Consider the following 24,534-nt stretch of genomic DNA (forward strand, 5'->3'; position numbering starts at 1 on the left):
GACGGTGTCTTCGATCCGGCAAGCTCCAGAGATGGACCCGGAACGAGGCCGCGGAGCTCGTCCGGCGCGCCGGCGGACACGTGCAGGATGCCGTCGGCGACTCGACCACGCTGCTCGTGCGAGGGGACGTCCGCAACGGACTGAACGAGTCCGAGGGACGCAAGCTGTACGCGGTGCGGGAGCGCCTGCGGCTCGGGCAGAGGATCTCGATCATCGGGCAGACGGGCCTCGAGCGTCTGCTCGGACAGCGGCACGGCTGACCGGAACGAGCCGCGGGGATCACGCCGGGGGCTACGTGCCGATCGGAAGCGTGTCGGGGAACTCGTACTCGCATCCCAGTTCGTCGAGCGGGGGCGCGTCCGGGCTGTCGCGGAACCACGAAACACATGCGTCGGCAGCCAAGGTGACGTCGCGGGTGAAGAGGTAGCCGTCGGTGCAGTCGTCGAAGTGGCCGTCGAAGAACCACCGGTCGAGTTCGAGCCCGTCCACAGCGTGAGTGTCCAACCGCAGCCGGCCGAGGACGGTCCGGGAGCGGCGCACCATCAGCACACCGTCTGCCAGCATGTGTACCTGCGCGCACACCACCAGGTCCTCGTCCTCGTCCTCGTCCTCGTCGAGCGGAGCGACGTAGCCGCTCGGTCCCAGGTCGATGACGAGACCCGTCGGCTTGTCGGTGAACGATTCGACGAGCCAGTCGATCATTCCGTCCCAGGTGTTGATCTCCGGGACGTCCGTGCTGTCGTTCACTGGCCGCCTCCTCTGTGGTTTCCTCCAGTGTGATCAACCGTAGCGCGGGACGCCGACACAAAAGCGGTGCTCTCTGCGGAAATCCTGCGGATGTCGTTCAGCGCGATGTCGATTCGAAGTCGTCGAGAACCGCGACGATCCGACCGACGGTGTCCTCCAGGCCGACGCACCACTGTGATTCCGGCAGGGGAGCGTTGCTGTCGCGGAAGTGGATTCGGCCGAATATGAGCACCCCATATGACGTTTCGACGCTCAATCCGCATCGGTACGGCAGGGACGTATTGGTCTTCAACAGTGCTCTCCGGCCGGCGAGTTCCGTGAGCAGAATGTCATCACCGTTGCTGGCGGCCTTCTGCCGTTCCTCCTCGAAGTCGAAGTTGGCGGATAGTACGGACAGACCATAGTTGGCCAGGACTCCGGGGATGTGCACGATGCCGTCGTAGGAGCAGCCGAGCATCGTGAAATGCGTGGCGGCGAAGTCCGCATTGTCCTTGGTTCTCGGGTCGTAGCCGGCGGCGGTGAGCACGTCGTCGGGAATGTCGAGGCAGGGGTCGAAGGCGACGAGGGGTCGGTCGGATTCGTCGACCAGTCGGGGCACGCGCGTCGTGGTGGTCGCTGGGGTCGGCGGCTCGCCCGTAGTGATGGCGGAGTGTGAAGGCACCGCGCAGCCGGCGAGCACCCCGACAGCGAGCAGGGCCCCGGCGGTGCGGCGGCTGGTCACTGCTCGTCCGAACTCGCGCCGTGCAGACGCTGCACCCAGTCGTACTCGGCGGCAGGAAAACCCTCGCCACCGGCGGCGAACAGATCCCGCATGCCTTTGAGCACTACATAGAACTGTTCGAGCCGTTCGTAGAGCGATTCGGGTGTGCCCTGGGCCTTGCGCACGAATCCGGCGCGGAGAGCCTCGGCCGATGCGAAGCCACCGAAGCTGGGCGCATCGGTCAGGTTGCCAGCCTTCTCAGCCGCGTCTTTCAGCGTTCGGAGCATGGTGTCGCAGATCGCGACGATCTCGTCGATCGTCTGCGGATCCAGACGAAGTCCTTCGGCCATGAAATCCCCCCATGATGTCCATCGGCCCGGGTACTGTAGCGCGCCGACGGCATGGGAACGCCACCGCTCGAACGCGAGGCACTGGCGACTGATGGGCGGGACGACCGGGAGTCTGCCGACTCGGTGAGCGTTGCCGCGGAAGCCGTCAGGTTTTCGGCATCGGGTCATCCGACAGTCGCAAGTAGGGGCGGTCTTTCTGTGTAAGGTGCATCGGGCAGGTTGGGGACACAGGGGGCAACTGCATGGGGGAGAGCGTTTTCGTCGTGCCGGAAGAACTCCGGTTGCTTGCAGCAAGGGCTGCCGCCGCCGGTGCCGCACTGGAGAAATGCACCGACAGGTCGGAGGTCGGGGAGCTGCTTTCCGGATCGTGCACCGCGGTGGCATGTGAAGAGGTGTGGGCAGCCGTGGTCGCATCGACGTCCCAGTTGGCCGCTCGTCTGCGCGACGTGGCGATGAGGGCTGATGCTGCTGCGAACTCGTATTCGGAGGTGGATCGTGCGTCGGCCGACGCATTGCGCGACCTGCGGGGCAGAGTGTGAGTCCGGCGACGAGAGAGCAGGCCCAACGCTGGGACACCGCTTCGCTGGTCGTGATCGCAGCTGCATGGGAGGAACTTTGTGACGAGATCGACCGGCGTAAGCGCGACGTGGAGCGCGACTTCGACGACTCGCACCGGTTTTGGCGAGGAGCAGCCGGCGATCAAGAACGCGCCAGGATGCAGCGATTCGTGGATGCGGCGAATCGCGCGGCAGGAGCGCTCGAACGTTGTGTCGATGTTGCTCACCGCGGAGCCTCGAGCATCGAGGCCGCGCGATCGTACGTACTGCATGTCATCGCGTCGGCGGAACGTGAGGGGTTTCGGGTTGCGAACGATGGGCGTGTCTCGTCGGTGGGTGTGGCCGGAGCCTCGAAAGAGGTCGCGAGCCGACACGAGACGGAAATTGTCCGCGCGTTGACCGTACTGGGCGACGAAGACGCGCGGGTTGCAACGGCGATGCGGAGAGCGCTCGAGTCGCTCTCCGCGATGCAATCGGACGAGGTTCGGTTTCCGGCGGACGTGGTGCTCGCAGGACCCGCGCCTGCCCCGGGGGCAGACTCCGGCGACGAGCGGCGGGCGGATGCCGCCGATGCATTCGAACGACTTACAGGTCGGCTCCCGCTCGACCCGGTGGACTGGGCGACGGCGTACATCCTTGTGGCGAACAGCTTCGCCGAGAAGTACGCGGGCGTCGGGCCGGAGGTCGTCGCGGGTCGGATCGAACCCGTGCCGGGTCAGGGCGTAGTGCGGATCGGGCTCTACATCCCGTCCGAAACGGTGGTGAACCTGCCGCAGGATCTGGGTGACCATCGGTCCGAGGATCCCCGATTCGACGTCGAGGACACACGAGTCGCGATCTACGTCGACTACGAGAACGGCATGGTGATCGCCCGTCAGAATCCTTCGGTGTCGGTCGACGGTGACGTACGGGTCGGTGTGCCGACCGTAGACGTCCAGCAGGCGGCCGACGGTGCCGTTCGGATCCAGTACCACGCGAGAAACCCTCTCGCTCCGGATGTGTCGACACCAACGCATACGGTCAACGGTGACATCGTGATATCGCCGCGGCCGGAAGGAATTGCTGTCGACGGTGTGATCACGGACTACCCGGCGCTCGAGGTCTATCGGGATACGCCCATGGGCGGTACGGAAACTGTCACGATCGACCCTGCCGACAGCGGCAGCGAATACGGACCGCTCATCAACCTTCCGTTCCATCATTCGATCGGGGTCGGAACGGAAGCGTTCGAGCGTTTCAGGTCTGCGTACGCTCAGTTGCCGCCTTACGAGGCGGGGACACGTCCGGATGCGGATCCGCACCAGCCCACGAGGCTCGGTGGTACGGAGGATCCGCTTCGCGTGGTGGTCGTCCGATGATTCGGCCGGTCCTTCCGTCGGGAATCTCGCAACGGCTCGATCGGATCGGCTTCTGGGAGGCCGCCACGTGGTCCCTGCCGCTCGCCGCAGGCGGCGGAGCGTCGTTGTTCCTCGGGATCGTTGCCGCGATCGGCACGATCGACTATCGGGCGAACCCGCCGGAAGGGTGGATTCTCGTTGTCGTCGCCGCGGTCATGGCTGCCATCGCTGCTGTGCTGGCGCGCTCACGCGTCGAACGTCGCCGCGGCATTGCGCTCGGAGTCGGTGGGGCCGCGGTAGTTCTCTGTGTCGTGTGGTCGTTGTCGTGATGAGCCGTGAGTCGCGGTGGACCGATCGCATCGACTGGTTCGGCCCGGAGAGCTTCGCCGGGGCGCTGTGCGGACTGGTGTGCGTGGCGTCGGTCCCTCTCGGCATTGCCGGCAGCGACGCAGCGTGGCCGTACCTCGGTCCCCTCGTCGGTGGTGGAGTGCTGACGGCGTTCCGCGGGCCGGTCCGTCGATTCGGCACAGGGTTGGCCATCTCCAGCGTCGCGGTCCCGTCGCTGCTGGTCGGTGTTCTGTTGTTCGGTGGGGTGGCGGCGGCACTTCGATGAACGACAGCCCAGGGCGGAGGGCACGTCCGGGCGGTCCCGTCGCCGCGATCCCCGTATGCTGCGGTAATGCCGGAGATCCGGGTCCTCGAGACCGAATCAGAGCTGCTGTCGGCGGCGAAACTGTTCCGTACCGCGATGATCGGGATGCCCGCCCCGAACCCGCTCCAGCCGGGGCAGATCCTGACCCAGCGTGAGCAGGGCCGCACGCTCGGCGCGTTCGTCGACGGGCAGTTGGTGGGCACCGTGGAGTCGGCGTCGAGCGGGATGATCCTGCCGGGCGGGCGCCGCGTCCCGCATGCCGCCGTCACGCACGTCGGGGTGCTGCCCACGCACACGCGTCGGGGCGTGCTGTCGGCGTTGATGCGGCACCAGCTGAGTGACGCCCAGGAGCGGGGTGAGGTGGTGACGTCGCTGCGGGCCTCCGAGGCGACGATCTACGGCCGTTTCGGGTACGGCATCGCGACCACGACGCACACCGTCGAACTGGACGTGCGGCGGGCGGCGTTGCGCCCGTCGGTGGGGGAGGGCGGGCCGGTGCGGCTCGTCGACCCGCACGACGCGTGGGACCTGCTCTCGCGCATCGCCGACGACAATCCGTCGTCGCGGCCCGGGAGCATCGACCGCATCCCGCCTTGGTGGCGGTCGCAGGAGCACCGGATCGTCGGGGACCGCGAACCCCGGTACGTCGCGGTGCACGGCGAGCCGGGAGCGGAGACGGGCTTCGCCCGCTACCGCCCGATCGGCACCGACACCTGGTTCGGCAGCCGGGAGCGCACGGTCGTCGTCGAGGACTTCTTCGCGCCGACCCGCACGGCCTACCTCGGTCTGCTGCGGTTCCTGCTCAACTTGGATCTGGTCGACACGTTCGTGTTCGTCGCGATGCCGCAGGACGACCCGTTGCCGTGGTTGCTGACGGACTCGCGCGCGGTGCAGCTGCGCCGCGCCGGCGACGAGACGTGGCTGCGGATCGTGGACGTGCCCGCCGCGTTGCGGGAGCGGACGTTCGCCGGCCCCGGTGAGGTGCGGTTGGCGGTGGTCGACGACCGGCTGCCGGAGAACTCCGGCACCTACCGGATCTCGGCGTCGGGCGCGGACCGCGTGGACGAGCCGGCGCAGCTGGAGGTGGACGCGTCCGCGCTCGCCGCGACGCTGCTCGGCGGGACCCGCTGGCATCAGCTCGAGGTCGCCGGGCTCGTGCAGGTGCACGACGCGGACGCGCTGCCGGTGGTCGAGCAGTTGTTCGCGACGGCCTCGGCGCCGTTCGCGGGCGTCATGTTCTGAACCCGAGCTTGCGCCCGTTTCTGCTTGCTCGCACCCGTTTCGTCGCGCCGGAACGGGTGCAAGCCGACCGGAACGGGTGCAAGGTCGGCTAGTTCGCGTCGGTCTGCGCGCGGCGCTTGCGCACCCGCTTGACCACGGCGTACCCGGCGACGAGCACGACGCCACCGATCACGATGTTCTGGAACACCGACGCGTACGGCTCGACGCGGGACCAGTTCGCGCCCAGGCCGTAGCCGGCGAAGACGAAGATGCTGTTCCAGATGAGGCTGCCCGCGGTCGTGAAGAGGACGAATCGCCACGCGGGCATGCGGGTGACGCCCGCGGGGATGGAGATCAGGCTGCGGAAGAGCGGGACCATGCGGCCGAAGAACACGGCCTTGCCGCCGTGTCGTTCGAACCAGGCGGTGGTGCGGTCGAGGTCTGCGACGTCGACGAGGGGAAGCCGGTCGACGATCCGCCGGATCCGGTCGGGGCCGATGCCGCGTCCGGCCGCGTAGAGACCGAGGGCGCCGACGAGCGAGCCGAGGGTGGTCCAGAACAGGGCGCCGAAGAGAGTGAAGCTGCCGAGGCTCGCGGCGAACCCGGCGAGCGGCAGGATGACCTCGCTGGGCAGCGGCGGGAAGAAGTTCTCCAGCGCGATCGCGATCCCCGCTCCGACGCCGCCGAGCCGGTCCATGAGGGACAGCGCCCAGCCGGCGAGGCCGTCGGTGGGGGCGCCGGCGTCGGCGGGTATGGCGGCGAGGAGTGCGGCAGTCACCTGATCCACCATAACGACCGATCACGCCGGATCCGGCCGACGTGAGGGCCGCCACGGCCGTCGTGCGGTCAGGATCCGGCGAGCGCGGCCTGCAGTTTCTGCACCACGGTGGGTGCCGGGTTCTGGTTCTGGGCGTTCGGGATGTCGCTGTTGACCGCGACGAGGATGATGTCGCGGGTGTCCTGGTTGTAGCCGAAGTAGGTGTTGAAGCCGGGCAGTTCGCCGGTGTGGCTGAGCCAGCCGTCGGCGTCGCCGAGCCCGAGCCCGTACGCCGCGGTCGCGGTGTTCGGCGGCAGCCCGTACAGGAACGACGACATCCGCACGTCCTGGGTCTGCTGGTCGTAGAGTCCCTCGCCGGTGCCGATGGCCTTCGCCCAGATCTGCAGGTCGTCGAGGGTGGAGATCATCGCCCCGGCCGCCCACGCCCACGACGGATCCCAGTTGGTGGCGTCGGTGGTCTGCCCCTCCGGCTGTCCCTGTTCGGTGACGCCGTCGAGATGGGGGGAGGGGATGTCGGTGCCGTCGGGGAACGACGTCTCGCTCATGCCGATGGGCTCGGTGATCCGCTCAGTGATGTAGTCGCCCAGGCTCTGCCCGCTGACCTGCTCGACGACCAGGCCGAGGGCGATGAGGTTCGAGTTCGAGTACTCCCACTTCTCCCCGGGCGCGAAGTTCGGCGGGTCACCACGCACGATGTCGAGCAGCTGCTCGGGAGTCCAGGGCTTGGTGGGGTCGCCGAACAGCTGGTTCTGGAAGTTCTCGTCGAAGGTGTAGCTGGGGATGCCGCTGGTCATGTCGGCGAGCTGGCGCAGGGTGGCGGTGTCGCCGTTGGGCAGACCCGGCACGTACTTGCCGATGGGATCGTCGAGGGAGAGCTTGCCGTCCTGCATCAGCTGGAGGATCGCGGTGACGGTGAACGTCTTGGTGATGCTGCCGATGCGCGTGTGGTCGGAGGCGGTCGGGGGCTCGGTCGAGTCCCGGCCGGCGGTCCCGGAGCTGCCGGTCCACTCGTAGTCGGCCGTGATCACCCGCGCGACGACGCCGGGGAACTTGAAGTCGTCGCGCACGTCGTCGAGCGCGGCCTGGAACTGCTCGGCCTGGGCCGAGTCGGGCGCGCGGGTGGTCGTCGTCGCGGAGTCCTCGGTGCCGCTGTCGGAGCCGCAGGCGGCGGCCGCCAGAACGAAGGTGGTCATCGCAAGGATCGACAGCCGGCGCATGGCGTCTCCAGAGTTCGGGGGATTTCTCCGGATTTCAGTGTGACGTCTGCGCCGGGGTCCTGCGCCGGATTCGATCATGTTCCCCCCGCAGCGGGGATATGCCGGTCAGTTCGGAGCCGAGAAGAGCCCGGAGTAGTCGTGCGGTCCGTGCCGGCGGGGATCCGTCTCGGCCTCGGTGGGAGTGTCCGCGTCGGCGGGGGTGCCGGGCTGAAGGAAGATCGGGTACTCGTGGTGCTGCATGGTGTCCTGTTCTGTGGTGGTAATCGTCGGGGGAAGCGGGTCAGTGTTCATCGGGCACACCGGCGACGGTCCGCATGATCTCGTAGGCGCGGTCGGGGTCGGTGTGGGGCGCGACGATCGTCAGCGCGAGCCGGGTGCCGTGTTCGCCGAACAGATACATCAGAGTCGACGCCTGGCCGGGGATCGGACCGGTGATCTCGATGCCGTCGACGTCGTCGATGCGCCGCTGGGCGGAGCTGACCGCATTCCATTCGAACGCGATCCGCACGACGGGCCCGAGCCTCGGGGCGAGCGCCGAGACCAGGTCGTGCAGCTCCGAGGTGATGTTCTGGGTCCAGGGGAACCAGGCGCCGTCGACGGACGACGTAGGCGCCCCGGCAGGTCGCAGCAGCAGCCGCGGGGTGCGGGTGGGTTCGGGGAACGGTTGCGTTCCCGGCTGCGCCGGCACACCCCGGTCGGTGCCGCGCTGTCCGGGCCGCGGTGTGTGCGTCACGGGACGCTCCTTGGTCGGCCGCGAATCAGCCGGAAGATGTTCCAATCGGGGCCCACCGGGCGGGAAGCCCGATGCGAAATGCCCATCGATGACTCGAAGCCTACAGGGTGGGGTGGAAACGGGCGAATGCGCCGCGGGTCGCACCGGCGTTCGGACCGCGACGGGCCGGTGGCGGCGGTAATCTCACGGAGTGGACGAGTTGAACGAGAAGGGCGAACCGTTCGAACTCGCGTCGGACGGTCAGATCGACGTCACCCCGGAGATCGACGAGATCGGCGAGCTGCTGCGGAAGTCCGGCCGCAAGAATCGGATCGCCGACGTCGACGAACCGTGGCGGAACGGCTATCCGTACGACACGAAGATGACGCGGCGGCAGTACGAGGCCCGCAAACGCAAGCTGCAGATCGAACTGCTCAAGCTGCAGGCCTGGGTCAAGGAGCACAACGAGAAGATCGTCGTCATCTTCGAAGGGCGCGACGCGGCCGGCAAGGGCGGGGCGATCAAGCGGTTCACCGAACATCTCAATCCCCGCGGTGCGCGGGTGATGGCGCTCGAGAAGCCGACCGAGCGGGAACGCACGCAGTGGTATTTCCAGCGCTACGTCGAGCACCTGCCGGCGGGCGGGGAGATCGTGCTGATGGACCGGTCCTGGTACAACCGGGCCGGTGTCGAACGGGTGATGGGCTACTGCACCCCCAACGAGTACCGCGAATTCACGCGCTCCGCACCGGAATTCGAGCGGATGCTGGTGCAGTCCGGGATCCACCTGGTCAAGTTCTGGTTCTCGGTGGGCCGCGAGGAGCAGCACGCGCGGTTCGTCGCGCGCAGCACGGACCCCGTCAAGCAGTGGAAGCTCTCGCCGACGGACCTCGCGAGCCTCGACAAGTGGGACGCGTACACGGAGGCGAAGGAGGCGATGCTGTTCTACACCGACACCCCGCACGCCCCGTGGACCATCGTCAAGGCGAACGACAAGAAGCGTTCGCGGATCGAGGCGATGAAGTGGGTGCTGCATCGCTTCGACTACACCGGCAAGAATCCGCGCGTGGTCGGCACCCCGGATGCCCAGATCATCGGCTCACCCGAGACGGTCTACGACGAGGGGGAGCGCCCCTCGGAGACCTTCCCGACGGTGTGATGTGCGCCCGGTGCGCGGTTTCGGGGCGCGGGCGACCGGGTAATGCGGGAGGGCTGCACCGACCGAGGTCGGCCGACATCGAAAGGACGTCACACCGTGGGAAGTCCGGAACAGCGCGATGACCGAGAAGAGCCCGTGGAGGCCACCGACCGTCCCGCCCCGGTCACCGGGGAGGACCTGGAGAACCTGGTGGACGACATGGAGAAACGGGTCGAGAGCGAACGCGAGGAGGAGGGCGTCGAGGGCAGCGTTTCGGACCGCGAGGAGCAGCGTCCGATCGAGACCGGCGACGAGGCGCCGGACTGACCGGCCCCTCTCGTGACGGATCGGCCGCCGACGATGCCCGGTGCCACGACCCGCAGCTTCGTCCTGTTGCCGGGGGCGGGGTCGGACTCGTGGTACTGGCACCGGGTGGCGCCGTTGCTGCGCGGGCACGAGGTCGTGCCGGTCGACCTCCCGTACACCGACCCCGGCGCCGACCAGTACGCGTACGCGGACGTCGTGGTGGCGGCCTGCCGTGACCTCGCGCGCCCACCGACCCTGGTGGCGCAGTCGATGTCCGCGTTCACCGCGGCGATCGTCGCCGAGCGGATGCCGGTCCACGCGCTGGTCCTGGTGGCGCCGATGATCCCGGCGCCGGGCGAGTCGCCGGGACAGTGGTGGTCGGCGGTGGGGCAGGCCGAGGCGAAGCGCGCGCAGGACGTCGCCGACGGACGTGACCCGGACGCGCCGCTGGATCCGCGCGCGTTGTTCTTCCACGACGTGCCGGACGACGTCGTCGACGAGGCATTCGCGCACGAGCAGCCGGACATGGCGGAGTCGGCGTTCGAGCCGGCGTGGCGGGCGCAGCGGTGGCCGGACGTGCCGGTGCGGGTGATCGCGGGCCGGCACGACCGGCTGTTCCCGCTGCCGCTGATCGAGCGGCTCGCGCACGAACGCGTGGGGGTGGAGCCGGAAGTGATCGACACCGGCCACCTGCCGGCCCTCGCCCGCCCGGCCGAACTGGCGTCGCTGCTGCTGCGGGAATGATCTGCCCGGGAGGCTACCGGTTTCCGTTGCGGGACTTGCCGTTCGACGTGGACTCGCGCTGCCCGCCGGTGAACTGTGCCGCCGCCGCGGCCGGCATGGGCTCGTAGCGCAGGTGCATTCGGGAGAACTCCGCGGTGCCCTGCGTGAGCGACCGCAGATCCACCGGGTAGCGGGCGAGTTCGAGTTCGGGGACCTCCGCGCGCAGCAGAGTGCGGCCCGGCTCGGCGCTCTCGGTGCCCAGGACCCGGCCACGCCGGGCGGACAGGTCACCGAGGACGGCGCCGAGGTACTCCTCGGGCAGGATCACCCGCACCGCGGAGACGGGTTCGAGCAGCGTGACCTCGGTGTGCGTGGCGGCGTCCCGCAACGCCAGCCCGGCCGCGGTCTGGAACGCGGCGTCGGAGGAGTCCACCGAGTGCGCCTTGCCGTCGACGAGGGTGACGCGGACGTCGATGAGCGGGTTCCCGGTGGCCACCCCCTTGGTGGCCTGCGCCCGCACGCCCTTCTCCACGGACGGGAAGAACTGCCTGGGCACGGCGCCGCCGACGACGCGTTCGGCGAATTCGATGCCGCCGCCCAGGGGCAACGGTTCGACCTCGACGTCGCACACCGCGTACTGGCCGTGGCCGCCGGACTGTTTGACGAGCCGGCCGTGGCCCTTGGCCGGGGTTGCGAACGTCTCGCGCAGCGCCACCCGGTAGGGGACGGCGTCGACGTGGACGCCGTGGCGGGTGCGGAGCCGGTCGAGGACGACCTCGGCGTGGGCCTCGCCCGTGCACCACAGCACCAGCTGGTGGGTGTCGGGGTTCTGTTCGAGGCGCAGGGCCGGATCCTCGGCGGTCAGCCGGGCGAGGGCCTGGGAGAGCTTGTCGTCGTCGCTGCGGGTGTGGGCCTCGACGGCCACCGGCAGCAGCGGCTCGGGTAGCGGCCAGCGGTCCAGGAGGGTCGACGCCCCCGTGTCGGAGAGGGTGTCGCCGGGCTGGGCGGTGAGCAGCTTGGCGATGCAGACCAGGTCGCCGGCGACGGCCTCGGGCACCGGGCGCTGTTGCCGGCCGAACGGGCTGGTGAGGGTCGCGACGCGTTCGGTGGTGTCGTCGCCGGCGGCTCCGGCCAGCCGGATCGTCGTGTCGGGCCGCAGGGTTCCGGAATACACCCGCACGAGGCTGATGCGTCCGACGTAGGCGTCCCCGGCCACGCGGATCACCTGCGCCGCCAGCGGTGCCTCGGGGTCGGCGGCGGGGGCGGGCGGGCGACGGTGGGTGGGGTCGGGGAAGGCCATCGCGACGAGGTCGAGGAGCTCGGCGGCGCCCACCCCGTAGTCGGTGGTGGCGAGCGCGGGATGCAGTGCGCAGTCGACGATCTCGTGCCGCAGCCCCTCGTCGAGGGATTCGGTGTCGAGGGCTTCGCCCGCGAGGTAGCGCTCCATGAGGGTGTCGTCCTGGCCGGAGATCGCCTCGACGAGGCTCTCGCGTGCGGCGCCGGTGTCCGGCACGGCGGCGGGATTGCCGTAGCCGCGGCCGGTGAGCAGATCGATCGAGCCGCAGGGACGGCCGCCGTCGAAGACCGGCACGTAGACCGGACGCAGGGTGTCCGGGCCGAGGTCGAACGCGTCGTGGCACGCGGTGAGCATGTCGTCGAAGCCGGTGCGGGCGACGTCGAGCTTGGAGACGACGATGGCGCGGGGGATCGCGGTCTCGGCGCACTCGCGCCACAGGGTGCGGGTGGCGGCGGAGATGGGATCGGTTGCGGAGACCACGAATACGGCCGCGTCGGCGGCGTGCAGACCCGCGCGGACCTCGGCGTCGAAGTCCGGGTGCCCGGGGGTGTCGATGATGTTGATCTTCACCCCGTTCCACGCGAGCGGTAGCACGGCCAGCTGCACCGAGCGACGGTGCTGCTGTTCGATCGCCTCGTAGTCGGAGACGGTGGTGCCGTCGGCGGTCCGGCCGGCCCGGCCCACGGCGCCGGCGGCCAGCGCGAGGGATTCGGCGAGGGTGGTCTTGCCGACCCCGCTGCAGCCGACGAGGACGACGTTGCGGAGCTGTGCGGGGCGCTCGACGGCGGGCGCCCGTTCGGTGCGTGCGGCAGAGCGGTCGGGCATCGGCGACTCCTCCCGTGGCCTGTGCCAAAAGTGTAGGAGGCGCCTCCGTCGCCGTGGCGTCTTTCGGGCACGCCGACGATCCGGAAAGGCACCACGAAGCCCGCGCGTCGGCTACTCTCAACCTGAACTTGAGGTTTAGGGAGGTCCTCGTGGTGGTTGCCCGGCGTCCGGCACTCGTCCGCCTGCTCACGACCGGTACGGCCCTCGCCGCCGTGACCGTGCTGGGTGCGGGAGCCGCCGTCGCGGCACCCGGCACCGGGTCGAACTCCGGCTCCTCGGTGCCGGCCGCCTTCCAGGAGGATCCCGGCCCGCTGCCCGAGCTGCGCGACATCGAGACCGCGGCCATCGTGGGGGAGACCCCGATCGCCGAACGCGCGGTGCGGCTGACGGTCGCGAGCCCCGCCCTGCGCCGCGACGTGGGCGTCGAGGTCCTGCTCCCCGCCGACAACTCCGTCCCGCGCCCCACCCTGTTCCTGCTCGACGGGGTCAGCGCCCGCAACCACACGAGCGGCTGGATGAACATCGGCGGCGCGCCCGCCTTCTTCGCCGACAAGAACGTCAACGTCGTCATGCCCAACGGTGGGCGCGGCAGCCTCTACAGCGACTGGCTGCAGTCCGACCCCAAGCTCGGGCTCAACAAGTGGGAGACCTTCCTCACCCAGGAACTGCCGCCGCTGCTCGCCGCGCGGCTGAACAGCAACGGGGTCAACGCGATCGCCGGGAACTCGATGGGTGGGCAGGCGGCGATGATGCTCGCCCACCGCCACCCCGAGCTGTACCGGGGCGTCGCCGCGTTCAGCGGCTGCTACTCGACCGTCGACCTGCTCGGCAGCGCCGTCGTGCAGACCAGCACCTCGTCGCAGGGCGGCGACGCCGTGAACATGTGGGGGCCGCCCGGCAGCCGGGAGTGGGCCGAGCACGACACCGTCGCGCACGCCGAGAACCTCGCCGGCAAGGAGCTGTACCTGTCCGCCGCGACCGGCGTGCCGGGACCCCACGAGACACCCGACACCCCGGACCTCGCACGCACCCTCGTCCTCGGCGGCATCCTCGAGGCCGGCTCGCGGATGTGCACCCAGCGGCTCGAGGAGCGCCTCGGGGCCCTGAAGATCCCCGTCACCGTCACCTACGAACCCGTCGGGGTGCACGCGTGGGGCTACTGGCGCGACCAGCTGCCCAAGGCGTGGCCGACGCTCCAGCGCGCCCTCGAGACCCGGCCCTGACCCGCCGCGGCGGGCCGGACCGGCTTCCCGCTGCGCGTCGGACCCGCGTCGTACGCTGCCTGTGAAGCACATCACTCAGGGGAGAAGGACCGACACATGAACAACGTGCTCGATCGCACGAAGATCTACATCGGCGGCGAATGGGTGGACTCCGACGGCACCGGCCGGATCGACGTGATCGCCCCGGCCACCGAGGACGTTATCGCCGTCGTCGCCGAAGGCACCGCGCAGGACGTCGACCGGGCCGTCCGCGCCGCGCGTGCGGCGTTCCCGGCGTGGTCGGCGCTCAGCGGCGCCGAACGGGGCGCCCACCTCGGCAAGGTCGCGGCCCTCATGGCCGAGCGCATCGACGAGCTCGCCGAACTGGTCTCGCGCGACATGGGCATGCCGGTGGCGCTGGCCAAGCCGGTCCAGATCGGCATGCCGCTGAAGAACATCACCCGCTACGCCGAACTCGCCGCGACCTACGACTTCGACGCCGGGGAGGTGGGCAACGCCCTCATCGTCCGGGAACCCATCGGCGTCGTCGGTGCCATCACCCCGTGGAACTACCCACTGCACCAGGTGGTCCTGAAGGTCTTCGCGGCCCTCGCGGGCGGCTGCACCGTCGTGCTCAAGCCGACCGAGGTGGCGCCCCTGATCACCTACGCGCTCGTCGACCTCTGCGACGAGGCCGGGCTGCCGCCCGGCGTGTTCAACCTCGTCAGCGGATACGGTCCCGTCGTGGGGGAGGCCATCGCCGCGCATCCCGACGTGGACATGGTGTCGTTCACCGGCTCCACCCGCGCGGGCAAGCGCGTCGCCGTCGTCGCCGCGGAGACGGTGAAGAAGGTCGCGCTCGAACTCGGCGGCAAGTCTGCCAACGTCATCCTCGACGACGCCGACCTGACCCGCGCCGTCACCGACGGCGTCGCCCAGTGCTTCCTGAACTCCGGGCAGACCTGCTCGGCCCTGACCCGCATGCTCGTCCCCGCCGAGCGGATGAACGAGGTGGCGGCCCTCGCCGAACAGGTCGCGCGCGCCTACACCGTCGGCGATCCCGCCGCGGCCGGCACCCGCCTCGGCCCGCTGGTCAACGCCAACCAGTTCAAGCGGGTGCGGTCCTACATCGACAAGGGCATCGAGGAGGGCGCCGAGCTGGTCCTCGACGGCCGCGAAACCGGCCTCGGCACCGGCTACTTCGTCGGACCGACCGTGTTCGCGAACGTAACCGAGGACATGACGATCGCGCGCGAGGAGATCTTCGGGCCGGTGCTGTCGATCATCGGATACCGCGACGAGGACGACGCCGTGCGCATCGCCAACGACAGCGACTACGGGCTCTCCGGCGGCGTCTGGTCCGCCGACCGCGCCCGGGCCGAGCGAGTCGCTCGGCAGCTGCGCACCGGGCAGGTCTACATCAACGGCGGCGCCTTCAACACGGACGCACCGTTCGGCGGCTACAAGCACTCCGGTGTCGGCCGCGAGGCAGGCGTCTTCGGCCTCGAAGAATTCCTGGAGGTCAAGGCACTGCTGCGGTGAGAGGTCCGTCACGTTCGGGCCCCGCCGAACGATAGACGGGGAGACGGCATCGGTTTCCCCGGGCCGGAATGCACGGAGGGAGCGGACGATGTACATCATGCCGCCAGAGCCCAGTGGCGGGTCCACGGGCGACCCGAGTGGTCGTGGTCTGCGCGAGGTGCTCGAAGGCCGGCTCCCGGACCTCGCCGCGTGCGCTCGGCTGCTGTCCGTCGGCTCCGAGCGGGCGGCTCCGATCCTGGACCGGGCGCTGGCACGGGCGGTCGCGACCTGGCGCGGCCCGATCGGTCCCGAACTGTGCGCGTACGCCGTGTCGTGGTTCGTGTACCTGTTGCACGCGGAGGGCCGGGCACCCCGGCGTGCGGAGGGCTGCGGTGACGACGCCGTGCTGTTCTCGACGTTGCCGCCGATCGAGCAGATCGCCCTCGTGCTCGGCGAATTCGAGGAGCTGCCGCCGTCGGGCATCGCCGCCGTCGCGGGCCGCGCGCTCGCCGAGTTCGAGCTCGAGGCATCTCGGCCCGCTTCGGTGCGGGAGGGTCTGCTGCACGCGAGGCACTGAACGTTCGTGTTCCGGCAGTGCCGACGACGCGGCCCCCGCACCGATCGGTGCGGGGGCCGCGGAAGTCGTCAGGTCTAGGACAGGCGGGTGCGTCCGAGGCGGAGCAGCGTCATCGCCAGGGTCTTGCCGTCGGCGCCGAGTTCGGCGAATCGGTCGAGGACCCGCATCTCGAGGTTCTGGGCCTGCCGAGCAGTCCCGGACTCCTTCGCAGCGATGCCCGCCCGGCGCGACAGCTCGCTGCGGCGCTCGATCGCCTCGAGAATCTGCGCGTCGAGCTCCCCGATCTCGTCGAACAGTCGACCGAGGTCTTCCTGGGTCGAAACCACCTCGCGGGCGGACTCGAAGCCAGGCGAATCAAGCTGGACAGTCATGCAGATTCCTCCGGTCTCGTCTGGATCGTCGATGATTGTGTCGTTCCCGTCGGCGCCAGTGTTACTCATCCGTAGACAAGATTTTCGTGTCCCGCCGCCCGGGATCGACGGCCACGAGATGAACACCTCTTGAACTGGGCTTTATGTCCGCCCTGGGGCGTATGTGGCAATGGTCACATCGCCGCGTGCGGGCCCGGATCCGGCCCCCGGGCGTAGGGTCGAAGGTCCCTTCGGCGGGCGACCGCGGTCGCGGTGCGTGTCGTGCGCCACGATCGGTGAGCCCTGCGGTAGCGTTCCCCACCTACCGGCAACCGGTCGGGGCGGCGGGGTCCCCGGCGCTTCCGGAAGGGGAACGCAGTGGGACGGGTGTTTCGTGCACGGCACCGATGAAGACGAGTCCGCCTCCGCGCGAATGATCCGCCCGGAGGAGTGGCCGCCTCCCAAGGTCAATACCCGGGTCGCCGCCGCGATAGTCCTGGCGGGTGTCGTGATCCTCGTCTCCCTCTGGCGGGCTTGGGATGCCGGTCACGCGGGGGCCTGGGCGGTGATGCGGTTCTTCCTCATCCTGTCCGGCCTGATGGCCCTCACCGCGCTCTTCGGATACGTGTTCTGGCGGCCACGGCGCGGCGACCCGGAGATCCGTCTCGTCGAGGCGTGGGGCCGCGGGGCCACCGAGATCCGCGCATCCGGCCCGGTCTTCCATCTGATGGGCGCCATGACGACGAGTGCGGCGTTGCTCTCCCTCGGCGCTGCCGTCGAGATCGTGCTGTTCGCCCCCGGCGTTCCGTGGGTGAGTGTGCTCCTCGCGGCATTCGGGCTGCCGTGCGCGGCGTTCGTCGTGGAGGTGCTGCGCGGCGGGATCCGCCGGGGGGCGCTACTGCTGACACCGGACGGGATCCGGCAGCGCGGCTGGACCATCGAGTCGTATCTGCCGTGGGTGTCGGTGGCCGGGGTGCATGCCGTCCACCACGGCTTCCCCGAGATCTGGGTGCTGGGCACGCCGGCCGCGGCCTGGGCGCGACGACGGACCAGCCGGCTGTTCCGCCTGGACCGGTTGCCTCCCGAACCGGTGATCGAGATCGACTCCCGCAAGTTCGACTGCGACCCGGTGCTGCTGTTCCGGGTGCTCGAGTTCTATGCGAGCAATCCGCAGGCCCGCACGGAACTCGGGTCGGCCGCGGCGACCGAGCGCGTGCATCGGCACGACCTCGGCGATCCCACCTGACAGTGCCCGCCTTGCGTCGCAGTGCCACCCGACTGTGTTGCGGCTCACTGCTCCGGTATCGTCGACCGCAAGATATGGCACTCGGTGCCGTTCCTGCGAGAGATGGGACGTGAGATGAGCACAGCGGAACGGATCGTCGTCGTCGACGGCGCGCGCACCCCGGTCGGCAGCTTCGGCGGCGCGTTCGCCGGCGTGCCGGCCCACGAACTCGGCGCGACCGCCGCGAAGGCGGCCCTCGAGCGTGCCGGCGTGGCGGCCGAGGACATCGACGAGGTCGTCATGGGCTGCATCGGGCAGGTCGGACCCGACGCCTACAACGCCCGTCGCGTCGCCCTCGCGGCCGGGCTGCCCGTCTCGACTCCCGCGTACACCGTCAACCGGCTGTGCGGCTCGGGCCTGCAGGCGATCTGGTCGGCGGCGATGCAGATGCGCTGGGGCGGGGTCGATCTGGCCCTGGCCGGCGGCGACGAGAACATGTCCCGCATGCCGTTCTACGACTTCGGCGCCCGCTCCGGCTACAAGCTCGGCGATCGCACCCTCGTCGACGGCACCGTCGGCATGCTCACCGACCCGTTCCACGGCATCCACATGGGCGTCACCGCCGAGAACGTCGCCCGCGAGTACGGCATCGACCGCGTCGCGCAGGACGAGTTCGCCGCCGAGTCGCAGCGCCGCGCCGCCACCGACGCCGCCCGCGCCGCGTTCGCCGAGGAGATCACCCCCGTCGAGATCGGCGGCCGCAAGCCCACCGTCGTCACCACCGACGAGCATCCCAAGCCCGACACCACCGTCGAGACCCTGGCGACGCTGCGCCCGGCCTTCGTCAAGGACGGCACCGTCACCGCCGGCAACGCCTCGGGCATCAACGACGGCGCCGGCGTCGTCGTGCTCGCCCGCGAGTCCGTCGCGGTCGAGCGGGGCCTGGGCGGGCTCGCGGTGCTCGAGTCCGTCGCCACCGCCGCCCTCGAGCCGGAGCTGATGGGCTACGCGCCGGTGCTGGCCCTGCAGAAGCTGTTCGAGCAGACCGGCACCACCCCGGCGGACATCGACACGATCGAGCTGAACGAGGCGTTCGCGTCGCAGGCCGTCGCGGTGATCCGGGACGCCAAGCTCGACCCGGCCCGCACCAACCCGTACGGCGGGGCGATCGCCCTCGGCCACCCGGTGGGTGCGACCGGCGGCATCCTGACTCTGCGGGTGGCCAAGGACCTGGTGCGCCGCGACCTCGAGCTCGGCATCGTCACCATGTGCATCGGCGGCGGCCAGGCCCTGGCCGCCCTGATCCGCCGCATCCGCTGAGCCGGGCCGCTCCGCGGCCGGTGCGTCCTTTGGGCTGCTGCAGCCGCCCAAAGGACGCACCGCTCAGATGGTGCGTTCGTGCCCGGCCCAGTACGGGGCGCGCAGGGAGCGCTTGAGGATCTTGCCGGTGGGGTTGCGCGGGAGCATGTCGACGATGTCGATGCTCGACGGGCACTTGAAGTGCGCGAGGTGCCGGCGGGTGTAGTCGACGAGTTCCTGCTCGTCGGCCTTCTGATCCGGGGCGAGGACCACCACCGCCTTGACCGTCTCACCCCACTTCTCGTCCGGGACGCCGATGACGGCGACCTCGGCCACGGCCGGATGCTCGACGAGGACCCGCTCGACCTCCGGGCAGTACACGTTCTCGCCGCCGGTGATGATCATGTCCTTGAGGCGGTCCTCGATGAACACGAACCCGCCGTCGTCGACCCGGCCCATGTCGCCGCTGCGCAACCACCCGTCGGGGGTGATCGTCTCGGCCGTCGCGTCGGGCCGGTTCCAGTAGCCGGGTGTGGTCTGCGCCGAGCGCCACCACAATTCGCCGATCCCGCCCGGCGCCACGTCCTCGAGCGTGGCCGGATCGACGACGCGCATCTCCACCCCGGGGATCGGGGTGCCCGCCGACGCCATCCGCCGTTCCTGTGCCGGGTCGCGGTGCACGTCCGGCAGCAGCGCGGTGATCACCCCGGCGAGTTCGGTCATGCCGTACACCTGGACGAACTCGGTGTCCGGCCACGCGGCGAGCGCGCCCCGCAGCAGCGGCAGCGGCATCGGCGCGGCGCCGTAGGTGATTCGCTTGAGCCGCGCGAACGCCCCGATCGCCCGTTCGCCGGCGGCGAGGACGGCCGCGATCACGGGGGGCACCAGGAACGCGATGTTCGCTCCCGCCGCCAGACCCCCGAACAGGGAGGGCGCATCCGCCTCGCGGGTGAACACGCAGCGGCGGCCGTCGTGGATACCCATGACGGCGTAGCAGGTGCCGCCCACATGGAACAGCGGCATCGCCACGAGCAGGCAGTCGCCGTCGGTGAACGGCAGCACGGCGAGCACGTCCTCGGCATGGGCGAACAGGTTGCGGTGCGTCAGCTGGACGCCCTTGGGCCGGCCGGTGGTGCCGGAGCTGTAGAGCAGCAGCGCGGTGGTCTCCGCCGCGACGTCGGGCAGGGTCGCCGGAGCGGCGGCCGCGAGCCACGGTTCGAACTCGTCGTTCTCCCCGCCGACGACGACGATCTTCTCCACGGAGGACAACCGCGACCGCAGCGACGCGATCTCCTGCGCGAACTCCGCTCCCACGAACAGGATCCGCGCCCGCGAGTCGTTGATCACGTAGTCGAGTTCGTCCCCGGCGAGCCGGAAGTTCGGGATCGCGTTGGCCGCGCCGAGCGCGGACGCGGCGTAGGTGACCTCGAGGCAGGCGAGGTTGTTCTTGTCGACGAACGCGACGGTGTCGGCCGGCCCGATCCCCTCCGCGGCGAGAGCACCGGTGAGGTGGAGCAGCCGCTCGTGCCATTGCGCCCAGGTGTGGGTGCGGTCGAGGTACTGCACCGCGACCTCGTCCGGCTTGGTCTGCGCCCAGTGCGCGACGCGGTCGAGGATGACGGACGGAGCGGGGACGGACATGCGGGGGCCTCCTGGAAGAACAGCTGCCCGCCCTGTGGCGGGTGTCACACAGGTTATTGCCGGGGCGGCGCGGCGTCTCGGAATCGGGCGTATCGCCGCGGACCCCAGCGGCCTCACTGTCCGGGCAGGCAGGCCGCGACTCCGCCGGCCTCGAAGGTGGAGGTCTCGCAGTAGGCCCCTCGGGGGTAGTAGGGCCCCATCGTGGCGGCCGGATCGCCGCCCTGCGCGGACTGCACCGACTGCGGCAGGAACTCGTCGGACGGGAGCATGTTCCGGTAGAGCAGGGTCTTCTTCGGGACCTCGGTCGAGCCCCACGGCAGGACCGTCACCGTCGGATCGGCCGTGGCGCGGGCGGGCACGTCCTCGGGCGCGGCGACGACGTAGGTGAACCAGCCCTCCGCGTCGACGGCCGTCTCGAAGTCGGCCGCGCACGCGACGACCGGGTACGGGGTGACCTGGTCGTTCTGGCACATCGACCAGTACCGCACCTGGCGGCCCGGTGTGGTGATCGGTTCGCCGGCGCGGGTGTCGGGGAACGTGGGGGCCTTGCCGCGCACGACGGCGATGCGGCCCGGCTGGTAGGTCAGGACGGTGCCGATGTACTTGTTGTCGCCGTTGGGAAACAAACCGGACGTGGTGGCGGGGCTGACGAACGTGGTCTCGGGAACGTCACCGGGGAAGGCGCCCGAGGCGGCGCTCTCGACGATGCGGTCGACGGCCGCCTCGGCGGCGCGCTCGACCGGTCCGCTGCCGTAGTCGGCGGGGTCGAACTCGGCGGTGCACGTGGGTACCGGCACGGCGCGCCCGCCCTGGTGCAGGGTCACGTCCGGCAGGGGAACCCCGCCGGACGCGGAGGCCGGGTCGTCGGGCACGTACACCCGGATGATGAGGAATCCGACCGGTGCGGTGGGCGACCCGGCGGGGAGCGCGGCGATCTCGTTGCGGGCGTGGTCGGCCGGACCGGTGACGACGGTCGCGCTCCAGCGCCGCGCCGACGGGGGCAGCGCCTCGGCGGCCGCGTCCGCGAACGGATTGCCGCTGCCCGGGTCGGGTGCGATCTGCGCGTCGCGCAGGGTGTCGACGGTGTCGAAGTTCGTTCCGTAGGTGTTGAGCGAGAAGTACCGCGCCGCCGGATACGTGCCGTGCAGTTCGATGCTGTCGCCGGGGGTCAGCGCGTACGGCAGCACCCAGTAGGTGGCGGCGGCGTCGGGGAACGCGATGTCCAGCACGGTCGCATCGGACCGGAACTGCCACGCGCAGGACCCGACGGGTTGCTGCGCCGCGGTGACCGTCGGCATCGCCAGGGCGTGCGCTGCCGCGAGCACGCCGACGAGCACGGTGGTCAGGCGACGGCCACGCCCGGCCGTCGACGGAGCGCGTACGGCCATGGGAACTCCTCACGCGAGGGAGAGTCCTGTCGCATCATCTGTACCCGACCCGGGCCGGCCGCACCGGCGGTTCGGGCGAATCCGCGGCCGGTGGTGCGGCCGGGGCCGGCTGGGACCCCCGGTGGTTCCGCACCGCTCGCGCGGCCGCGGAGGGCGGCATGTCGGCGGGCTCATCGTCAGCGGGATCCACACCCGGGCCGTCGCCCGGCGCCCGAGCGTGGCGGCCGCGTACGGATGCTGACCGAGGTGCGCTTCCGGCGTCCGAGACGTCCCGGCGACGCCCTGACCGGCACTGATGCGATCGACGACGTGCGTCTCGACGAGCGCGGCCGGGGCCTGGTGCCGGCGACGGTGCGGCTCGTCGACGGCACCGGCGACGGGGTGCTCGATCCGGGCGTCGAGTCGTGTGTGCGGCGCCGCGATTAGAGGCGATTGGGGTGTCGAGCGGCACAGGGCTTACAGTTGCGTCGTGCAACACAAACGGGAGGTTGCGGCGCAGTCCGCAGCGACCGGTGTATCCGAGGTCTACGACGAGTTCGTGTACCTGGTTCGCCATCTCACAGCGGGGGAGCGCGCCCACGACGACGTGCTGTCCCTGGCGCAGCATTCGATGCTCGGCTTCATCGACCGCAACCCGGGCTGCCGAGCCACCGACATCTCGGATGCGTTCAGCGTGAATCGGTCCACCGTCTCCCGTCAACTGCGCAGCTGCATCGACGCCGGCTGGGTCCACGCCGAGGCCGGACCCACCCGGCTCGGCCATCCCCTCCGGCTCACCGACCGGGGCCGCGAGATCCTCGCCCGCACCGTCGCCGGACGCCACGACGAGATCCGCGCGGCGCTGACCGGCTGGGACCGGGACGACATCGACCGGTTCGTCGACATGCTGCGCCGATTCCGCCAGGGAGTGGAACACCGGTCCACTGCCCACCCCGACCACAACGAGGGAGACGCTCGTGCGTGAGTACACCACCCCCGCCCAGTTCACCGTCGGCGACGACGAATCGGTCGTCCGCACGGTCTTCACGCACGCGGAGAAGACGCCGCACCGCGTGATGTACTCCCGCCCCGAGGGCGAGGACTGGGTCGCCGTCACCGCCCGGCAGTTCGCCGAGCAGGTCTCGGGGGTCGCCAAGGGCCTCATCGCGGCGGGCGTGCAGCCCGGCGACCGGGTCGCCCTGCTCTCGGCCACCCGCTACGAGTGGGCGCTGTTCGACTACGCCATCTGGGCCGCCGGTGCCGCGACCGTGCCGATCTACGACTCCTCGTCCACCGAGCAGATCCGCTGGATCCTGCAGGATTCCGAGGCCGGCATCGCCGTCGTCGAGACCGCACGCCACGAAGCGCTGTTCGTCGACATGCCGGACACCTTGCGCCGCACCCTGCGGATCGACGGCGGTGCGGTGGAGACGCTGATCGCCGAGGGCGCCGGCGTCGACGACGCGACCCTGCAGGCCCGCCTCGACGGCATCCGCGCCGACGACCTCGCCTCGCTCGTGTACACCTCGGGCACCACCGGCCGGCCCAAGGGCTGCATGCTCACCCACCGCAACTTCTACAGCGAGGTCCGCGGCATCCTCACCGCGTCGATCGGCGAGGTCGCCAAGCCGGGCAGCCGGGTCCTGACCTTCCTGCCGCTCGCGCACGTGCTGGCCCGGGCCGTGTCGCTGGCCGTCTTCGAAGGTGGTGCGGCGCAGGCGCACTGGTCGGACTTCGGCACCATCTCCGCCCAGTTCGAGCGGTACGCCCCGAACACGATCCTCGGCGTGCCGCGCGTCTTCGAGAAGGTGCGCGACGCGGCGGCCCGCAAGGCCGCGGCCGGCGGCCGGTTCAACGCGGCGATCTTCGCGTTCGCCGAGGAGACCGCCATCGCCTACAGCGAGTCGCTCGACCGCGGCGGTCCGTCGTTCGCGCTCAAGGCCAAGCGCAACATGGCCGACAAGCTCGTCTACGCCAAGCTGCGGCAGGCGATGGGCGGCGAGTGCTGGTTCGCGATCTCCGGTGGCGGCGCCCTGAGCCCCCGCCTCGGCCACTTCTTCCGCGGCGTCGGCGTCCCGATCTACGAGGGCTACGGCCTGACCGAGAGCACCGCCGCGCACAGCGTGAACGTCCCCGGCGCCCAGAAGATCGGCACCGTCGGACAACCGATGGGCGGCAACAGCACCCGCATCGCCGACGACGGCGAGATCGAGCTGCGCGGCGGGGTCGTGTTCCAGGGCTACTGGCGCAACGAGAAGGCCACCGCCGAGGCCTTCCACGACGGCTGGTTCCGCACCGGCGACCTCGGCGAGATCGACGAGGACGGCTACGTGAGCATCACCGGCCGCAAGAAGGACCTCATCATCACCGCCGGCGGCAAGAACGTCTCCCCGGGTCCGCTCGAGGACCGGATGCGCTCGCACACGCTCGTCTCGCAGGCCGTCGTCATCGGCGACGGGCGCAGCTACATCACCGCGCTGCTCACCGTCGACCCCGAGGTGCTCGACAACTGGAAGGCCGAGAACGGAAAGCCCCCCACGGCCACCATCGCCGACCTGCGCCGCGACCCGGCCCTGCACGACGCGCTGCAGTCCATCGTCGACGACGCCAACTCCATGGTCTCGCACGCCGAGGCCATCAAGAAGTTCGTCGTCCTCGACCGGGACCTCACCGAGGAGACCGGTGAGTTGACGCCGACGCTGAAGATCAAGCGCAACGTCGTGACCGAGCGGTTCGCCGCCGACATCGAGAGCATGTACGCGAAGTGACGCTCGGCCGGCTGCCGGATCCCC

At 70.3% G+C, this 24,534-nt stretch carries 28 protein-coding genes; 17 read left to right on the top strand and 11 right to left on the bottom strand.

Features of this window, described 5'->3' with window-relative positions:
• The first annotated feature begins 80 nt into the window (after positions 1-80).
• On the top strand, positions 81-260 hold the full coding sequence (locus RR3_RS02190) for a hypothetical protein (RefSeq protein ID WP_017680417.1): 180 nt from the start codon (positions 81-83) through the stop codon (positions 258-260).
• A gap of 31 nt (positions 261-291) precedes the next feature.
• Here RR3_RS02190 and RR3_RS02195 read toward each other — a convergent pair whose 3' ends face one another.
• The 3 genes from RR3_RS02195 to RR3_RS02205 form a co-directional block, all read right to left on the bottom strand.
• A complete protein-coding gene (locus tag RR3_RS02195) occupies positions 292-747 on the bottom strand; it encodes a hypothetical protein (protein ID WP_064066740.1) in 456 nt (151 codons plus the stop codon).
• 97 nt (positions 748-844) lie between these two features.
• Positions 845-1,468 (bottom strand): DUF3558 domain-containing protein, encoded by a 624-nt coding sequence (locus RR3_RS02200; protein WP_064066739.1) that lies wholly within the window; start codon positions 1,466-1,468, stop codon positions 845-847.
• Positions 1,465-1,797, bottom strand: a complete 333-nt coding sequence (locus RR3_RS02205) for a hypothetical protein (RefSeq protein ID WP_064066738.1) — start codon at positions 1,795-1,797, stop codon at positions 1,465-1,467. Before RR3_RS02205 ends, RR3_RS02200 begins: the two co-directional genes overlap by 4 nt.
• 242 nt (positions 1,798-2,039) lie before the next feature.
• On the opposite strand from RR3_RS02205, the gene RR3_RS25305 reads away from it, so the two are divergent.
• The 5 genes from RR3_RS25305 (at position 2,040) to RR3_RS02230 (ending at position 5,585) form a co-directional block, all read left to right on the top strand.
• Positions 2,040-2,336 (top strand): type VII secretion target, encoded by a 297-nt coding sequence (locus RR3_RS25305; protein ID WP_072786313.1) that lies wholly within the window; start codon positions 2,040-2,042, stop codon positions 2,334-2,336.
• On the top strand, positions 2,333-3,712 hold the full coding sequence (locus RR3_RS02215) for a hypothetical protein (protein ID WP_234420180.1): 1,380 nt from the start codon (positions 2,333-2,335) through the stop codon (positions 3,710-3,712). The genes RR3_RS25305 and RR3_RS02215 overlap by 4 nt, the downstream gene beginning before the upstream one ends.
• Positions 3,709-4,020: a hypothetical protein gene (locus tag RR3_RS02220; protein ID WP_048772945.1), complete on the top strand. Its 312-nt coding sequence runs from the start codon at positions 3,709-3,711 to the stop codon at positions 4,018-4,020. Before RR3_RS02215 ends, RR3_RS02220 begins: the two co-directional genes overlap by 4 nt.
• On the top strand, positions 4,020-4,304 hold the full coding sequence (locus RR3_RS02225) for a hypothetical protein (protein WP_048772943.1): 285 nt from the start codon (positions 4,020-4,022) through the stop codon (positions 4,302-4,304). The genes RR3_RS02220 and RR3_RS02225 overlap by 1 nt, the downstream gene beginning before the upstream one ends.
• Before the next feature lie 66 nt (positions 4,305-4,370).
• Positions 4,371-5,585: a GNAT family N-acetyltransferase gene (locus RR3_RS02230; RefSeq protein WP_010595782.1), complete on the top strand. Its 1,215-nt coding sequence runs from the start codon at positions 4,371-4,373 to the stop codon at positions 5,583-5,585.
• A gap of 88 nt (positions 5,586-5,673) precedes the next feature.
• On the opposite strand, the gene RR3_RS02235 is transcribed toward RR3_RS02230, so the two are convergent.
• The 4 genes from RR3_RS02235 to RR3_RS02245 all read right to left on the bottom strand — a co-directional run bounded on the left by RR3_RS02235 (position 5,674) and on the right by RR3_RS02245 (position 8,292).
• Positions 5,674-6,354: a DedA family protein gene (locus RR3_RS02235; RefSeq protein WP_040275827.1), complete on the bottom strand. Its 681-nt coding sequence runs from the start codon at positions 6,352-6,354 to the stop codon at positions 5,674-5,676.
• Positions 6,355-6,410: 56 nt separating this feature from the next.
• The gene (locus RR3_RS02240; RefSeq protein ID WP_017680408.1) at positions 6,411-7,559 is read right to left on the bottom strand and encodes a serine hydrolase domain-containing protein; all 1,149 of its coding nucleotides are present in this window, start codon (positions 7,557-7,559) and stop codon (positions 6,411-6,413) included.
• Between the two features lie 105 nt (positions 7,560-7,664).
• The gene (locus RR3_RS24605) at positions 7,665-7,850 is read right to left on the bottom strand and encodes a hypothetical protein (RefSeq protein ID WP_124258589.1); all 186 of its coding nucleotides are present in this window, start codon (positions 7,848-7,850) and stop codon (positions 7,665-7,667) included.
• Positions 7,840-8,292 carry a DUF5994 family protein gene (locus RR3_RS02245; protein ID WP_064066507.1) on the bottom strand — a complete coding sequence of 151 codons (453 nt, stop codon included), beginning with the start codon at positions 8,290-8,292 and terminating at the stop codon, positions 7,840-7,842. The genes RR3_RS24605 and RR3_RS02245 overlap by 11 nt, the downstream gene beginning before the upstream one ends.
• Positions 8,293-8,482: 190 nt before the next feature.
• Here RR3_RS02245 and ppk2 point away from each other — a divergent pair, with 190 nt between their 5' ends.
• The 3 genes from ppk2 to RR3_RS02255 all read left to right on the top strand — a co-directional run bounded on the left by ppk2 (position 8,483) and on the right by RR3_RS02255 (position 10,459).
• Positions 8,483-9,430, top strand: coding sequence for a polyphosphate kinase 2 (ppk2, locus tag RR3_RS02250; protein ID WP_010595786.1), 948 nt, complete (start codon positions 8,483-8,485; stop codon positions 9,428-9,430).
• Between the two features lie 135 nt (positions 9,431-9,565).
• Positions 9,566-9,736 (top strand): hypothetical protein, encoded by a 171-nt coding sequence (locus RR3_RS24800; protein WP_017680406.1) that lies wholly within the window; start codon positions 9,566-9,568, stop codon positions 9,734-9,736.
• A 33-nt stretch (positions 9,737-9,769) separates the two neighbouring features.
• Positions 9,770-10,459 carry an alpha/beta fold hydrolase gene (locus RR3_RS02255; RefSeq protein ID WP_064066508.1) on the top strand — a complete coding sequence of 230 codons (690 nt, stop codon included), beginning with the start codon at positions 9,770-9,772 and terminating at the stop codon, positions 10,457-10,459.
• A 13-nt stretch (positions 10,460-10,472) separates the two neighbouring features.
• Here the strand turns inward: RR3_RS02255 and RR3_RS02260 are convergent, their stop codons facing one another.
• Positions 10,473-12,560 (bottom strand): elongation factor G-like protein EF-G2, encoded by a 2,088-nt coding sequence (locus RR3_RS02260; RefSeq protein ID WP_072786316.1) that lies wholly within the window; start codon positions 12,558-12,560, stop codon positions 10,473-10,475.
• A 149-nt stretch (positions 12,561-12,709) separates the two neighbouring features.
• On the opposite strand from RR3_RS02260, the gene RR3_RS02265 reads away from it, so the two are divergent.
• The 3 genes from RR3_RS02265 (at position 12,710) to RR3_RS02275 (ending at position 15,860) form a co-directional block, all read left to right on the top strand.
• A complete protein-coding gene (locus RR3_RS02265) occupies positions 12,710-13,783 on the top strand; it encodes an alpha/beta hydrolase (protein ID WP_010595789.1) in 1,074 nt (357 codons plus the stop codon).
• A gap of 96 nt (positions 13,784-13,879) precedes the next feature.
• Positions 13,880-15,304: an aldehyde dehydrogenase family protein gene (locus tag RR3_RS02270; RefSeq protein ID WP_064066417.1), complete on the top strand. Its 1,425-nt coding sequence runs from the start codon at positions 13,880-13,882 to the stop codon at positions 15,302-15,304.
• Positions 15,305-15,401: 97 nt separating this feature from the next.
• Complete coding sequence (locus RR3_RS02275) at positions 15,402-15,860, top strand: hypothetical protein (RefSeq protein WP_234420181.1); 459 nt, start codon at positions 15,402-15,404, stop codon at positions 15,858-15,860.
• A 74-nt stretch (positions 15,861-15,934) separates the two neighbouring features.
• On the opposite strand, the gene RR3_RS02280 is transcribed toward RR3_RS02275, so the two are convergent.
• Positions 15,935-16,231, bottom strand: coding sequence for a chorismate mutase (locus tag RR3_RS02280; protein ID WP_010595792.1), 297 nt, complete (start codon positions 16,229-16,231; stop codon positions 15,935-15,937).
• Positions 16,232-16,604: 373 nt separating this feature from the next.
• Here RR3_RS02280 and RR3_RS02285 point away from each other — a divergent pair, with 373 nt between their 5' ends.
• Positions 16,605-17,456: a hypothetical protein gene (locus RR3_RS02285; RefSeq protein WP_228287167.1), complete on the top strand. Its 852-nt coding sequence runs from the start codon at positions 16,605-16,607 to the stop codon at positions 17,454-17,456.
• 114 nt (positions 17,457-17,570) lie between these two features.
• Entirely contained in the window at positions 17,571-18,755 is a 1,185-nt protein-coding gene (locus RR3_RS02290) for a thiolase family protein (RefSeq protein ID WP_017680402.1), read from the top strand.
• Positions 18,756-18,818: 63 nt separating this feature from the next.
• Here the strand turns inward: RR3_RS02290 and RR3_RS02295 are convergent, their stop codons facing one another.
• Entirely contained in the window at positions 18,819-20,375 is a 1,557-nt protein-coding gene (locus RR3_RS02295) for a long-chain-fatty-acid--CoA ligase (protein ID WP_064066415.1), read from the bottom strand.
• Between the two features lie 113 nt (positions 20,376-20,488).
• Positions 20,489-21,763 carry a hypothetical protein gene (locus RR3_RS02300; protein WP_017680400.1) on the bottom strand — a complete coding sequence of 425 codons (1,275 nt, stop codon included), beginning with the start codon at positions 21,761-21,763 and terminating at the stop codon, positions 20,489-20,491.
• A gap of 234 nt (positions 21,764-21,997) precedes the next feature.
• Between RR3_RS02300 and RR3_RS02305 the strand changes: the two genes are divergently transcribed.
• Genes RR3_RS02305 through RR3_RS02315 form a run of 3 tightly spaced genes read left to right on the top strand, consistent with a single transcriptional unit; the run spans position 21,998 to position 24,510 of the window.
• Positions 21,998-22,189: a hotdog family protein gene (locus RR3_RS02305; RefSeq protein WP_010595797.1), complete on the top strand. Its 192-nt coding sequence runs from the start codon at positions 21,998-22,000 to the stop codon at positions 22,187-22,189.
• Between the two features lie 43 nt (positions 22,190-22,232).
• Complete coding sequence (locus tag RR3_RS02310; protein ID WP_010595798.1) at positions 22,233-22,727, top strand: MarR family winged helix-turn-helix transcriptional regulator; 495 nt, start codon at positions 22,233-22,235, stop codon at positions 22,725-22,727.
• A complete protein-coding gene (locus RR3_RS02315) occupies positions 22,720-24,510 on the top strand; it encodes an AMP-dependent synthetase/ligase (protein WP_010595799.1) in 1,791 nt (596 codons plus the stop codon). Before RR3_RS02310 ends, RR3_RS02315 begins: the two co-directional genes overlap by 8 nt.
• Positions 24,511-24,534 lie beyond the last annotated feature (24 nt).

The organism is Rhodococcus ruber NBRC 15591 (genome assembly GCF_001894945.1).
Classification (GTDB): Bacteria; Actinomycetota; Actinomycetes; order Mycobacteriales; family Mycobacteriaceae; genus Rhodococcus; species Rhodococcus ruber.